We start from the raw sequence: 13,969 nt of genomic DNA, 5'->3' as shown, positions 1-13,969 counted from the left end.
AATTGCGTATGAACCTGAATGATACATTTGCTGCCGTACAAGCAGCCAGCCGTCGTTTAGCATTATTGCCCGACGAACAAATAAACCGGATATTGAACGCCGTAGCGGATGCTGCTTTGGCACAAACGCCGTATATCCTTTCCGAAAACCGGAAAGACCTGGATCGGATGTCACCCGACAATCCGAAATACGACCGGCTGAAACTGACCGAAGAACGGTTGAAAGGAATTTCCTCCGACATACGGAACGTAGCGACACTCCCCTCACCGCTGGGCAGGGTCCTGAAAGAAAGCATCCGGCCCAACGGAATGAAGCTGACAAAAGTAAGTGTGCCCTTCGGAGTTATCGGTATCATCTACGAAGCACGTCCTAACGTCAGTTTCGATGTCTTTTCGCTTTGCCTGAAAAGTGGTAACGCCTGTATTTTAAAAGGCGGTAGCGATGCCGACTTTTCGAATCGCGCCATCGTAGAAGTGATACATAATGTGCTCCGGCTGTTTGATGCAGACACCCACACCGTCGAGTTGCTGCCGGCTGACCGCGAAGCGACCAACGAACTTTTGCATGCCGCCGGATATGTAGATCTGCTTATTCCCCGCGGTAGCAGCAGCCTGATCAACTTCGTGCGACAGAATGCCACCATACCGGTGATAGAAACAGGTGCAGGCATCTGCCATACATATTTTGACGAATACGGAGACACTACTAAGGGAGCAGCCATCATTCACAATGCCAAAACACGCCGTGTCAGCGTCTGCAACGCACTCGATTGTATGATCATTCATAAGAGCAGATTGTCCGACCTGCCTGCGCTATGCGAGAAGCTCAAAGCAAGCAATGTGATTATCTACGCTGATCCGTTGGCTTATCAGGCACTTGAAGGACATTATCCTGCCAAAGGATTGAAACCGGCTACACCCGAAAGTTTCGGGACAGAGTTCCTGGACTATAAAATGGCGATCAAGACAGTCTGTAGTTTTGAAGACGCACTCGGACATATTCAAGAGTACAGTTCCCGCCACAGCGAGAGCATCGTCACTGAAAGTCGGGAACGCGCCGCCCTTTTCACCCGGATGGTAGATGCAGCATGTGTATATACCAATGTATCTACGGCGTTTACCGACGGAGCACAATTTGGGTTGGGAGCAGAGATCGGCATCAGTACACAGAAGTTGCACGCCCGTGGCCCGATGGGGCTGGAAGAGATCACTTCCTATAAATGGATCATCGAAGGTGACGGACAAACGCGCCGATGATCTTTATTCAGGCGAAATCCGCAAAATAATCGGTTCAAAACTTGACTTTGCCCCCGGATTATGCTATCTTTGTAAATACAATCATACATTACATTCTATTTAGAATGCGATAAAAGGGAGAGGCCGCTGCCTCCCCCTTTCTTTTTTTCAAAGGCTGCATTTCCGAAAGACAGAGCCGGTGTTTCCCCTCAACAGAGCCGGTATTCCGTGCCGGAAGAGCCGGTGTTCCGGCCCGAAGACGGTTGCTTCCGGAACCGGAGACGGCATCTTCACCTTATTATCGCGGTTACATCCGGCATAACTCCTCCGCGCAAAATCCGAAAAGTATAAATAGTTTAATCCGGCAAGGCCTCACGTTAAAGAAGTGTAAACTTGCTCTTGACAAAACATAGGGCAAATATGCAAATTATTAATAATACGAAAACAAAACGCTTTGCTATTCCTTATAAAAAATATTATATTTGTAAATGAACCCCTAACCCATCCCATTATGAAGCAAACAGCCCATATATACTTGTTCTCCCTCCTCTTCCTTTTCTGCGCATGCAACAGAGAAAACAAAACAAATCCGCTACAGCCCGAAACGGTTACTGTAGCAGATTCACTGGAACAAACACCTCCCGAAGAGAAGCCCAAGGCTATCTCGGCAGAGCAGATAGAGATTGTGAAAGACCTGCTCTACGACAAATATACCCTTGAAGATACTTACCCGTACAAAGATACCACCCGCAGTTTCCAGTGGGATAAGATCAAAGAACGTCTGGCTCTGCTCGAAAATATCCAGCAAGAGCCCTCTCGATGGGGTATCCTGCAAAACTATAAGAATCGGAACGGTGAAGCCCCATTGGTGCGCCACTACAAACGGAATGCTTACAAACGCATTGCCGACACCCTGGGCATAGAGCGTTACCAGTCCGTTCCGCTCTATCTGCTCACCGATACACTGGTACCCGAACGTTATGGAGAAGACGGTTCGCTGGTACGTTTTCTGGCAGACGGAGAAAAGTTCGTCAAGGTATCTCCCATCTACATAGGCGAAGAGTGGTATGTACCCAAGAAATACGTCAAAGTACTCCCGGATACGACCCGTTTCACCAAAGCAATCATGATAGACCGGAGAGACCAGAACATAGCAACACTGGAACAAACCGGTGAGGCCCGATGGGCTGTACGCAGCATGAACCCCGCCACCACCGGACGACACCGCCCGCCGTATGCACAGGAAACCCCGTTAGGCATCTTCGTATTGCAGGAGAAAAAGGCACGCATGATATTCCTCAAAGACGGTTCTACCGCTACCGGAGGCTTTGCACCTTACGCAAGCCGGTTCTCGGACGGAGGATACATTCACGGAGTCCCGGTAAACGAGCCACGCAAAGCACTCATCGAGTACAGTCCGTCACTGGGCACTACCCCCCGTTCGCACATGTGTGTACGGAATGCCACCTCACATTCGAAGTTTATTTTCGACTGGGCACCTGTAAATGAGACAATTATTTTTGTTTTGGAATAGAAATCCGTATCTTTGCGCCGTTATTTTTCTCTGTTTCCTATGCAAAAAGTATTTCTATTTCTCCTGTTGTTTCTTCTTCCTTTGGCAGAAGCACCCAGCCGTATACCGGTCAGTGAACCTGTATCCGTTGCCTCCACTCCCGAAACGGACGAAGTGGATCAACTGTTCGACGATATGCACCTGGATGGTATCGTAAGCTATACAGCCTTCCGTCAGGCAGTCACCGGCTACCGGAAAATCGAGCAGAAAAGCAAGTCTATCATGACGCTGATAGACTTTTCTAAACCATCTACCCAGAAGCGCCTCTATGTGCTCGATATGAAGAATAAGAAATTGCTTTATACCTCTGTCGTATCACATGGCAGAAACAGCGGAGAGAACTATGCAACTTCTTTCTCCAATAAAAACGGTTCATACAAAAGTTCACTTGGCTTTTACCTGACAGAAAATACATATCAGGGGCGCAACGGCTACTCTCTGGTACTGAACGGACTGGAAAAAGGAATTAATGACCAAGCCAAACAACGTGCCATCGTGATGCACGGCGCCGCTTATGCCAACCCTAACATAGCCGCTTCTGCCGGCCGCCTGGGACGAAGCCTGGGTTGTCCTGCCCTGCCGCAGGCACTTGCCAAACCGATAATCGACACGATTAAAAAGGGCAGTGTGCTCTTTATCTATGCCAATAATAAGGATTATCTGGCCAACAGCACTTTCCTGTCCCCACGGCAAACGGAGTATCTTTCATGGGCACAGTCTGCCAATTGAAAATTTTATCATACCTTTGCGGAAAGGTATATTCATTCTAACAAAGACAATTATGAAGAAATTTACTTGCGTACAAGACATCGGCGACCTGAAATCAGCCCTGGCCGAATCATTCGAGATCAAGAAAGACCGGTTTAAATATGTAGAACTGGGACGTAATAAAACCCTGTTGATGATCTTCTTTAACTCCAGCCTCCGCACCCGCCTCAGCACTCAGAAAGCTGCGCTTAACCTGGGTATGAACGTAATTGTGCTGGACATCAACCAGGGAGCCTGGAAGCTGGAAACGGAACGTGGCGTCATCATGGACGGCGACAAACCAGAGCATCTGTTGGAAGCCATTCCGGTCATGGGATGTTATTGCGACATTATCGGTGTACGTTCGTTTGCCCGCTTCGAGAACCGCGAGTACGACTATAACGAAGTAATCATCAATCAGTTTATACAACATTCCGGACGCCCGGTATTCTCCATGGAAGCGGCCACCCGCCATCCGTTGCAGAGCTTTGCCGATCTTATCACCATCGAAGAATATAAAAAGACTGCCCGTCCGAAAGTAGTAATGACCTGGGCACCGCATCCGCGTCCATTGCCACAGGCGGTCCCCAACTCGTTTGCCGAATGGATGAATGCCACTGACTATGAATTTGTCATCACCCACCCTGAAGGTTATGAACTCGACCCGGAGTTTGTAGGAAACGCACGGGTAGAATATGACCAGATGAAAGCATTCGAAGGAGCCGACTTTATATATGCCAAGAACTGGGCAGCCTACACAGGTGACAACTACGGACAGATTTTGAGTACAGACCGCAACTGGACCGTAGGCGAACGCCAAATGGCCGTAACCAACAACGCCTACTTCATGCATTGCCTTCCGGTAAGACGGAACATGATTGTGACGGACGATGTTATCGAGAGCCCGCAATCCATTGTGATCCCAGAAGCTGCAAACCGCGAAATATCAGCAACAGTAGTATTGAAAAGACTGTTGGAAAATCTATAATAACAATGAACGATCAACGATGAACAGGGTTGCACATGATTGCTGTTCATCGTTGATCGTTATTTCTCTACTTTCTCTCCCGCTTCCTGCCAGGCATTAAATCCCTTATCCAGTTCGTAAACTTTATAACCTTTCTCACTGAGGATGACAGCCGCTTTCTTGCTGCGCTTACCACTACGGCAATACAAAGCTACCGGCTTATCTTTCTGAAGCGTAGAGTCTGCCATAGCGGCAAACGAATCATCAAGCACATTGATATTGATAGTCCCTGGGATATGGCCTTCAGAGTACTCGGCCATTGTACGGACATCCAACCGCTGTACGCTCTCGTCCTGAATCAGTGAAGCAAACTCCTTTACCGGCACTGTCTTGAAATCCCCTTTCGACTGCTGGCAAGAAAAGAGAGATGACAATAAAAACCATATTCCCATAAGCATTGAATTCATTTTCGACATATAATTTAGTAATTGTTTGATTCTATAACGACGTGAGTTCAACAGGATTTAATCGTTTGATTATTTGATAAATAACAATAATACCCGCAAAGTTATAATGCTTAATTATAACATTTTCAAGTCTCTTATCGCTATGTTTGCTGAAAACAAAGTTATTGAAATATTCTGTTTAACAAATGATTTCTGTTAGTTTTTTGATACCCTGTTGAAAAATATAACATAAATTCTGAAACACTTCTCAAAAGCAGAAATATCACCAAAATCCAAGAATGCCGTAGGTGATTCAATTCTCATTATGTTTCATACCTTAGATTACAGACGTTTGGAACATTATTATCAGCAATATGTATACACACATTTGACTCACCTGTTTCTCCATCTGATTTCCTATGATCATTATCGAAAACAAAGGACATATAATCAAAAACTCCTCAAAAAGTTGTTTATTAACTGAATACAATTGATTACCCTACTCAACAGCAACACACCGGAGAACACCTATGAGCATTCACGACAGAATATTGCTCAAGAAAAAATCTATCACCGAAACTATCAATGATGAACTAAAGAACATCGTCCAAATAGGGCATTCCAAACATAAGCTTTTCAAATCTTGTTGTAAATCTACTGAGCAGCATTGCTGCATATTGTTTCTTTCCCCAAAGTTGATTGTCAACATCGAAAGAGATGTCAATAATTCGATTACCATATTTTAACAATACCCATTATGTTTACATCAAGTTATCCCATAATAATCAAGAAGTTAGGAAACAATATTTAATTAAAGCCCAATATATTATATTACAATTTTACAACTCAGAAATTATTCCTCAAACAAGTTCCTAGAAATATCGTTTTTTCATTGTTTTCAGATAAATATCTGTATAATTAGGGAATTTTTTTTCAGGTATAAAAAGATGTTGGACCTTTCCATTTATCAGCAAAAAATAACATACATACATGGAGCCTTCTATTTTTAATCCACTTTTTTTCTTACCAAGATTTATTGTCCCTTCCTCACTAAATTTCATTTTAGGATTAAAATCAGAAGTTAAAAACCATACACATTGCCCCATATCAGTAGGCTCAAAGGACTCTTTTATCTTATTTAAAGCATACTCAACACAAATGCCACATGATTGAGCAGAATAATAGCAGACAAATACTGTATCTAAATGAATCCAAGGCAAATCTAACTCTAAACCATTATTCATACTGGCCTCATAAATATTATCCTCAATATACATTCTCTCTATTCCAAAGTCAGGATTATCTTCTTCTTTTGGTTTCTGAGTAATATTTGCGCACATAAATAATATTATAACTGTTATTATTAAAATCGAAAAAGCCATCAAAAGGCCAGAAAACAAAATCACTTTTATTCTCATTTCTGTCATTTAAATGTATATTTAATTATTATTGGATTATCGTCAAAAGTTACAGTTTCAAATTTCAATCGGTCTCTACTATTAAGTACATCTGGATTCAATGCAAAATTTAGTTCCCGAGGGCTTACATAAAAGTAGAGATAATTATTATCCATTAAAAACGGGAAACAGTCACACCCCTCCTTCAAAGAATTAAATGTGAGACAGGTCCCTTCTTTTTTATTTAATATCAAATGGTAATATCTCTTCTTCAGTCTAAAACGAGTTATATAATAATCAGAATTCTCACCATAAGCTAAAAAACATGTTGCATAATGGCTACTTACGTTACGACTATGATTAACATAAAATTCGATCGACTCCTCTTTAAGAGTCGAAATATCAAAATTATATTCCATAAAATTCCATTGAAATCTAGGTTTCAGAGTTCCATCTTCACAAATGGTAAATACATCGCCATTATAAGCTTGCACAAAGCAAACAGTATCATTATGCATATAAAATGGACTATAAGAATGATGATAAGGGGTATTAGTAAAAATAAAACTTGGTACATCATAATTCTCAGAAGTTATTTTTTTCTCTTTTATATCATAAAGCATAATCTTATTACCTTCTTTTGTGTTACTAAAGAAAACATATTTGTCGGGAGATAAATTTGCAAAATAGTTAATAGAATGTACTGTTTTGGGTAAATTTACACGCTGCTTAAAAAATTCCCCAGAATGATCATAAATATTAATATATCCCATAGCAGACATTAATTCCAAATTTTGGTTATAAGGATTAAAACTGAAATCATATAATAAAGTATACTCTTCTGGAGCAGAGCCTAATTTATTAATCTTATCTAAATATTTGCCACAAGAGTCAAATTTAAAGATTGTATTTTGAGTGTAATCTAAAACATAATAATTTCCATCATTCACTAAAATTTTTCTTAGAGGATAGCCTAATGCAGACTCCTCAGTCATCTCTAAAGGAATTATTTCCACCTTAGAAAAAATATCATAGATAGAAACTACATTATTTTTATCTATATTTACTGTCTTTATGCCCTTTACATCTCTTGGAGTGATTGTAGACGAACGCCTACATGCTGCAAGTCCCATTGCTATAATAATAAAAACAAGTATATTTTTCATAATTTAAGCCTCAGAGAAATAAATATTAAAACAATTTGAGTAAAAAGCTATAATACATTAGCACATTGTATATTAACACTTTTTACTCAAATTCATAGTTTCTGCTCTCAAAAGTTATACATAACCCTCAAAATCATTTTATATCGATACGTTTAGATCCCCCCTATTATTGTACAAAAATTCACCAAGTTAACATACCAAGAACTACAATAGTCGCTTTGATATCCAGTAAAAGTACAAAAGAAGTAACAAGTACCATATAATCCCTCTTGATATCCCATTTTGAAACAAGTACCAGAACTACCTCCACTACAAGTTACTTCAACAGGGCCAATAACCTCAGCATAAGATAGCTGTTCCACGCCAACCAAAGAAAACAAATCGGAATTCACATTCTGAGTTCTTGATATAGAGACTCCCAATGTGATAACCATAATAAATAACAAAACACTCCCCAATAAAATGTTCTTTTTCATAAGCTTCTTTTTTAAGATTAATCAAATATCATTTAATGGTCACAATATACACATAAATAAACTAATAAATTCTCAAGACATGGTGAAATGAGAACACAAAATAAGAATAATATCTAAAGTCGTTTAATAACAAAAACGCTTTCCAATATCACTTAAATATACTCCACCCAATACAATCATACACATCTCTACAGAATTAAATAATAAATTCAAAACACAACTTTTTAGTAATTAATGATTAGTGACTGGGTACGTACTCAAACTGATAGGTCTTCACCTTCCCGTCATACGTATGCAAGCTGAAATAAATCATTGCCGGTTCGGCAGCACTTGCCGCATACCGGCCCAACGGTACCGAGACATAAGCCCGCTTGGTATAGGCTTCCATATCTCCTCCATTATCATGATAGAGCATCAAACGGACAGTTAACCGCCCTGTTACGGCATCCCTCACAACGGACTCTTCAATGAAATGGAACCTGTGTTTCTCACTTTGTGCTTTGATGGAGAGGGTCATATTCAGAAAATCACGCCCCATCCAGATACTCAGCACATCAACCGGGTCCAGTTTCAAACCATTTCCGAACTCCGCAGCGGGTACCGGGGCAGGAGATACAGTATTGGCCAATGCATAAATCCGCACCTCCTTCTGCCCACTGGCGGACGAGATTACTTCATAATTACTCACCACGCGGCTACTTCCATTCGGGAATAATTCCGTCCGGGTGCGGTCTTCTGCCACCACCAGACGCTCTCCCTTATCCGTTACCAATGTTTGCAAAGTACCGTCTGCTCCCGCCTCAGCGGTCAGAAACTCCAGTTTCACAGGAGGGTAAGAGGCTCCCTCTTCTTCATTACAGGAGATCAGGAAAGCAGAGAGCAATACAAGTCGGGCGATATGCAGCACCCATATTCTCATTGACGTGCAGCTAAGTAATTCACAAGCGGATTAGCATACATCAGCAACAACTTTTCACGCAAGAATGGAATATCCTTATCGGGTATCTCAATCTTTCCAAGCTGTTTCTCCATATAGGCTTCGAAACGTTGTTTGTCGGCCAATGTATAATGGGACTCAAAATCATTTTTGCCGGTCAGCAAGTCATGAGCCACATAATTGCCCGGGTAGAGTCGATAATTGCCATGAATGCGTTCGTCGATCCATGTAGAGATGCGTGTAAACAACTCAGGCTTAGGCAAAGAACGATCCACTGTCGAAAGCAAATCATTGAGGCAGGCCCCGGTCTGGAAGTGTACCTTACCTTTATAACCAAACAGACCGGTCTGCATATTTTTCAGATCGTCTTCCATGGTCTTCTTATACCCCTCTATATCACGTTTCAACTGGAACTCCTGTGCTTTCAGGTAATCGCAAGGATCATATTCGTAAGAAATAGCAAGAGGAGCAATATTCATCTCCATCAGACGATCCACTACATCACCCTCTCCACCCATCGCAAGCATCTTGAGCACACTGTCCTGAGTGCGGTCATTGGAGTCCTTGGCACGTCCTTCACGCTGTGCAATCCAGATGGACTGGTTCTTTTGACCAATCGTATAGTGCATATAACGGGACATACGTGCCGATGATTCAAGCATTTGCCGCATAGTCAGTGCGCGCTGTACGATAAATGATTTATTGACCCGGACAAACTTTTTGATCCACGGATAAATCAGCAGGTTATCACCAATGGCAATTTCCACCGTATCCATCCCCTGGTCGACTAACAGTACCGACAAGAAGCCGGAATCGAGGATTATATCCCGGTGATTCGAAATGTATGTGTATGCCTTACTCTTGTCCGGAATAGCCGTATGATCTAATGAGATACCATCAGTACACTCCCCCGCCAGTTTCCACAGCAGACCGTAACAGAAGGTCTTCTGAAATTCCAGTTTCGTTTTGCAGGCACGCATCTTTTGTGCCAACATCTCAAAGGGAACATCCGGTATCACCCCGGCAACCACTTTCTGAAAAGCCGGATCGGCAATCAGTTCTTCGAAAACTCCGGGGAGCTCTTCGTCGTTGTAAGGACGGATTTCATCAAACTCGGTTGTATTCATAGCTTTCATTCTTTGTATAAGCTACGAGAGCCACGCTATCTTATACCACACCAAACTTGCGGTTTGTGCAGCCTGTAGCCCATTGCTCACAGCTTACAGTTAAAATTTATTCTCAATAATATCAGTCATTACATCTTTTATATCCATTCCGGCAGCACGCACCTGTTGGGGAATGAAGCTGGTAGCGGTCATACCCGGTGTGGTATTCACCTCCAGAAGATTAATCTTTTCACCTTCCGTAATGATATAGTCTACGCGGATAATGCCCGAACATCCCAATATATCATAGATAGCCGAAGTCAATGCCTGTACCCGTTTGGTCAGTTCTTCCGATACACGTGCCGGAGTGATTTCGTCTACTTGTCCGTTGTACTTCGCATCGTAATCGAAAAACTCATTATGCGTCACTACCTCAGTCAACGGGAAAACGACCGATTTTTCTTTCGTCTTATAACAACCGCAAGTCAATTCTGTTCCGGCCATAAAAGCTTCTATCATTACCTCTTCCGCTTCGCCGAAAGCTTTAGCGATGGCCGGCTGAATTTGTTCGCGCGTTTTTACCTTTGTCACTCCAAAACTGGACCCTCCTAAATTGGGTTTGATGAAGCAAGGCAGACCGATTTTCTCTATCACATCCTCATCGGAAACAGTCTGTCCCTGACGCAACAACAATGATTCGGAGATACGTACGCCAAATGCCTTGAGATACTGGTTGCAGACAAACTTATCGTAAGTGATGGCAGCAGCCAATACACCACAACACGAATACGGAATGCGCATCATGTCGAAATACCCCTGCAAACGTCCGTCTTCACCCGGCGTCCCATGAATGGTGATATAGGCAAAGTCGAATACAACCTTCTCCGCCCCATTCATAAAACTAAAGTCGTTTCTGTCTACCGGCGTTTTACTTCCGTCCGGCAACTGCACTTCCCAGCGACGGCCTTCCATTTCTACGATGTACAAATTATACTTCTCCTTATCAATGAAGGAGTAAATGCCCTGTGCACTACGCAGGGAAACTACGATTTCGGAGGTATCGCCTCCTGCCACGATGGCAATGTTGCGTTTCATTCTAAATCTCTGTTGCTAATATAGCCTCGCCACTTCTCTATCAACCGGGTCATATCATCCGGCAACTCCGAAGTGAAATGCATCTCTTCACCAGTGACGGGATGCACAAACCCCAGCGTCATGGCGTGCAAGGCCTGCCGCGGACAAGTGTCGAAGCAATTGTTTACAAATTGTTTGTATTTACTAAAGTGAGTTCCCTTCAGGATTTCGTGACCTCCATACCGTTCGTCATTAAAGAGTACGTGACCGATATGCTTCATGTGTACGCGTATCTGGTGCGTACGCCCTGTTTCAAGAATACATTCCACCAGAGTGACATATCCCAGACGCTCAAGTACCCGGTAATGGGTGACAGCATGTTTTCCTTGAGCCGGGTCGGGCATAACGGCCATTTGCATCCGGTCTTTCGGATTACGGGCGATACTCCCCACGATGGTACCTTCGTCCTGATCGACAATTCCCCATACGAGTGCACGGTATCTGCGTTTGGTAGTCTTGTTGAAAAACTGAATGCCCAAATTGGTTTTGGCATCCGGAGTTTTAGCAATGACCAGTAACCCCGAAGTATCTTTATCGATGCGATGTACCAATCCCACATGAGGGTCGTTAGCATCATAGTCCGGATTATCTTTCAGATGCCAGGCGATGGCATTGACCAATGTACCATGATAGTTTCCGTGTCCGGGGTGCACAACCAGCCCGGCAGGCTTGTTCACCACCATCAGGTATTTGTCTTCGTAGACAATATTCAAGGGAATGTCTTCAGGAATAATCTCATTATCGTAGCGGGGACGATCCATCATCACCGTAATCACATCCAGCGGTTTCACCTTATAGCTACTCTTCACGGGCTTGCCGTTAGCCATGACAAAACCGTCTTCAGCAGCCTTCTGTATGCGATTGCGCGAAGCATTGACGATGCGTTCAAACAAATATTTATCTACCCGGACCATCGCCTGCCCTTTGTCCACTACCACACGGAAATGCTCGTAGAGCTGGTTCTCGTCACCTACAAGTTCTATATCATCCAATTCGTCCTGTTCAAGTTCGTCAGGCAATTCTTCTATCATGCGTTTTTTCTACGTATACGTTTCTTACATTAAAACCAGGAATCGTCTTCAGTCCCGGAATCATCAGCAGAAATGGCAGCATTTTCTACCATATCGACCGAATCGGCTCCGGCAGATTGTACCCCGTCACCCACCATCAGAGTCAAAGTAGCACCGATAGGAGCTTTATCTCCAATCTGCAACTGGCGTCCCTGATAAATGACACCATATACCCAGTCCTTCTCTCCGCTCACCATCCGGTTCTCGGTCAGCTTAAAGCCGGCAGCCATTAACTTTGCCTGTGCCTGACGCACGGAGCTGTTATCGGCCACATCGGGCACTACGCACAAAGGAGTACTGAGTGTATTTATTGTGAGGTAGATCGTTCGTCCTTCTTTCACTTTCTGCCCGACCGACGGATTAAGATCAAGAATGATGCCGGACGGTTTGTTCTTTACATAATTGGAATCGGACACAACATAAGTCAGTCCCTGATCCCGGAACATCTTTTCAGCCTCGCTTACAGACATCCCTTTTACGTCGGGCACCACTACAGCTTGGCCATGGCGTGTGTATATATCCAATCCTTTAAGTGCGCCGAACACAATGAGCACAGCCACCACAACCATGGCTATGATGTTTACCCAGAAGAATCTATTGGCTTTGAAAGAAAAAAATTCTTTTATCGTCATAATTATAAGCTGTTAATCCGGACAAAGATACTATTTTCGCTACACAGTATCACAGAGTTTCACTGAGTTTTTGATAAAAGCTTATTAAAACAAAAAGAAGCAAAGGAATCTTCCTTCACTTCTTCTTATTCGTTTGCTATGGCTAATACTTATGCCTTCACTCCGTTGTATTCGTCAGAAACAGTCAGTTTCTTACGACCTTTAGCGCGACGCGCAGCCAATACTCTACGACCGTTAGCTGTAGCCATTCTCTCACGGAAACCGTGTTTGTTTTTTCTCTTTCTGTTAGAGGGTTGAAATGTTCTTTTCATTACTGTATCTTGTTTTATGTTATTATTTCTACGGATTCGGGCTGCAAAAATAGGCACTTTTTTTAAATAAACCAAGAGTTAAGTCATTTTTAGTCAAAACATTTTGTGTTTTTTGCCGATTTAGATTACTTTTGCACCCGAAAAGGTTCGAAGATAACTCAATAACAATCTATAAAATAAAGAATATCAAGTATGATTAATGCTCAAGACATCAAGAACGGAACTTGTATCCGCATGGATGGCAAACTGTATTTCTGTATCGAATTCCTCCACGTTAAACCTGGAAAAGGTAACACTTTCATGCGTACTAAACTGAAAGATGTGGTAAGCGGCTACGTTCTCGAACGTCGCTTCAACATCGGTGAAAAATTGGAAGATGTACGTGTAGAACGTCGTCCCTACCAGTTCTTATATAAAGAAGGTGAAGACTATATCTTTATGAATCAGGAAACTTTCGACCAACACCCGATTGCCCACGACCTGATCAACGGTGTAGACTTCCTGTTGGAAGGTGCCGTTCTGGAAGTAGTATCTGATGCTTCTACTGAAACCGTACTTTACGCTGATATGCCTATCAAAGTTCAGATGAAGGTTACTTATACAGAACCGGGCATGAAAGGGGATACAGCTACTAACACATTGAAACCGGCTACTGTAGAATCAGGTGCAACCGTTCGTGTTCCGCTATTTATCAACGAAGGCGAAACAATCGAAATCGATACTCGTGACGGCTCTTATGTAGGTCGTGTAAAAGCATAAACAGGTTAACTGC

At 42.8% G+C, this 13,969-nt stretch carries 16 protein-coding genes; 6 read left to right on the top strand and 10 right to left on the bottom strand.

Translation table 11 applies throughout. From position 1 onward, the window contains the following. The first annotated feature begins 8 nt into the window (after nucleotides 1-8). The 4 genes from G7Y45_RS05435 (at nucleotide 9) to G7Y45_RS05420 (ending at nucleotide 4,543) form a co-directional block, all read left to right on the top strand. Complete coding sequence (locus G7Y45_RS05435; protein ID WP_165016405.1) at nucleotides 9-1,256, top strand: glutamate-5-semialdehyde dehydrogenase; 1,248 nt, start codon at nucleotides 9-11, stop codon at nucleotides 1,254-1,256. A 490-nt stretch (nucleotides 1,257-1,746) separates the two neighbouring features. After that, nucleotides 1,747-2,769 carry a L,D-transpeptidase gene (locus G7Y45_RS05430; RefSeq protein WP_022011448.1) on the top strand — a complete coding sequence of 341 codons (1,023 nt, stop codon included), beginning with the start codon at nucleotides 1,747-1,749 and terminating at the stop codon, nucleotides 2,767-2,769. Between the two features lie 39 nt (nucleotides 2,770-2,808). Further along, nucleotides 2,809-3,537 (top strand): murein L,D-transpeptidase catalytic domain family protein, encoded by a 729-nt coding sequence (locus G7Y45_RS05425; RefSeq protein WP_165016408.1) that lies wholly within the window; start codon nucleotides 2,809-2,811, stop codon nucleotides 3,535-3,537. A 52-nt stretch (nucleotides 3,538-3,589) separates the two neighbouring features. After that, nucleotides 3,590-4,543 (top strand): acetylornithine carbamoyltransferase, encoded by a 954-nt coding sequence (locus G7Y45_RS05420; protein WP_032540311.1) that lies wholly within the window; start codon nucleotides 3,590-3,592, stop codon nucleotides 4,541-4,543. Nucleotides 4,544-4,602: 59 nt separating this feature from the next. On the opposite strand, the gene G7Y45_RS05415 is transcribed toward G7Y45_RS05420, so the two are convergent. After that, nucleotides 4,603-4,998 (bottom strand): rhodanese-like domain-containing protein, encoded by a 396-nt coding sequence (locus G7Y45_RS05415; RefSeq protein ID WP_032531766.1) that lies wholly within the window; start codon nucleotides 4,996-4,998, stop codon nucleotides 4,603-4,605. Nucleotides 4,999-5,498: 500 nt separating this feature from the next. Here G7Y45_RS05415 and G7Y45_RS20125 point away from each other — a divergent pair, with 500 nt between their 5' ends. Next, nucleotides 5,499-5,714, top strand: coding sequence for a transposase (locus tag G7Y45_RS20125; protein WP_080594398.1), 216 nt, complete (start codon nucleotides 5,499-5,501; stop codon nucleotides 5,712-5,714). Nucleotides 5,715-5,840: 126 nt separating this feature from the next. Here G7Y45_RS20125 and G7Y45_RS05405 read toward each other — a convergent pair whose 3' ends face one another. The 9 genes from G7Y45_RS05405 to rpmH all read right to left on the bottom strand — a co-directional run bounded on the left by G7Y45_RS05405 (nucleotide 5,841) and on the right by rpmH (nucleotide 13,197). Continuing rightward, nucleotides 5,841-6,395: a hypothetical protein gene (locus tag G7Y45_RS05405; protein ID WP_022011445.1), complete on the bottom strand. Its 555-nt coding sequence runs from the start codon at nucleotides 6,393-6,395 to the stop codon at nucleotides 5,841-5,843. Further along, a complete protein-coding gene (locus tag G7Y45_RS05400) occupies nucleotides 6,392-7,531 on the bottom strand; it encodes a 6-bladed beta-propeller (RefSeq protein ID WP_005810790.1) in 1,140 nt (379 codons plus the stop codon). Before G7Y45_RS05400 ends, G7Y45_RS05405 begins: the two co-directional genes overlap by 4 nt. Nucleotides 7,532-7,683: 152 nt before the next feature. Continuing rightward, nucleotides 7,684-8,007: a hypothetical protein gene (locus tag G7Y45_RS05395; RefSeq protein WP_005810792.1), complete on the bottom strand. Its 324-nt coding sequence runs from the start codon at nucleotides 8,005-8,007 to the stop codon at nucleotides 7,684-7,686. 238 nt (nucleotides 8,008-8,245) lie between these two features. Beyond that, complete coding sequence (locus tag G7Y45_RS05390) at nucleotides 8,246-8,926, bottom strand: NigD-like protein (RefSeq protein ID WP_165016411.1); 681 nt, start codon at nucleotides 8,924-8,926, stop codon at nucleotides 8,246-8,248. After that, nucleotides 8,923-10,071 carry a 1-acyl-sn-glycerol-3-phosphate acyltransferase gene (locus tag G7Y45_RS05385; RefSeq protein ID WP_005778973.1) on the bottom strand — a complete coding sequence of 383 codons (1,149 nt, stop codon included), beginning with the start codon at nucleotides 10,069-10,071 and terminating at the stop codon, nucleotides 8,923-8,925. The genes G7Y45_RS05390 and G7Y45_RS05385 overlap by 4 nt, the downstream gene beginning before the upstream one ends. Before the next feature lie 99 nt (nucleotides 10,072-10,170). Next, nucleotides 10,171-11,145 (bottom strand): D-alanine--D-alanine ligase, encoded by a 975-nt coding sequence (locus G7Y45_RS05380; protein ID WP_005778975.1) that lies wholly within the window; start codon nucleotides 11,143-11,145, stop codon nucleotides 10,171-10,173. Next, nucleotides 11,142-12,215, bottom strand: a complete 1,074-nt coding sequence (locus G7Y45_RS05375; protein ID WP_165016414.1) for an RluA family pseudouridine synthase — start codon at nucleotides 12,213-12,215, stop codon at nucleotides 11,142-11,144. The genes G7Y45_RS05380 and G7Y45_RS05375 overlap by 4 nt, the downstream gene beginning before the upstream one ends. A gap of 29 nt (nucleotides 12,216-12,244) precedes the next feature. Beyond that, the gene (locus G7Y45_RS05370) at nucleotides 12,245-12,886 is read right to left on the bottom strand and encodes a PASTA domain-containing protein (RefSeq protein ID WP_005778979.1); all 642 of its coding nucleotides are present in this window, start codon (nucleotides 12,884-12,886) and stop codon (nucleotides 12,245-12,247) included. A gap of 149 nt (nucleotides 12,887-13,035) precedes the next feature. After that, the gene (gene rpmH, locus G7Y45_RS05365) at nucleotides 13,036-13,197 is read right to left on the bottom strand and encodes a 50S ribosomal protein L34 (protein ID WP_004292199.1); all 162 of its coding nucleotides are present in this window, start codon (nucleotides 13,195-13,197) and stop codon (nucleotides 13,036-13,038) included. Between the two features lie 192 nt (nucleotides 13,198-13,389). Between rpmH and efp the strand changes: the two genes are divergently transcribed. Beyond that, complete coding sequence (efp, locus tag G7Y45_RS05360; RefSeq protein ID WP_005778982.1) at nucleotides 13,390-13,956, top strand: elongation factor P; 567 nt, start codon at nucleotides 13,390-13,392, stop codon at nucleotides 13,954-13,956. Nucleotides 13,957-13,969 lie beyond the last annotated feature (13 nt).

Source organism: Bacteroides sp. ZJ-18 (genome assembly GCF_011038705.2).
GTDB lineage: Bacteria > Bacteroidota > Bacteroidia > Bacteroidales > Bacteroidaceae > Bacteroides > Bacteroides hominis.
The sequence above is the reverse complement of the archived record's forward strand: the minus strand, read 5'-3'. Positions and strand labels throughout refer to the sequence as shown.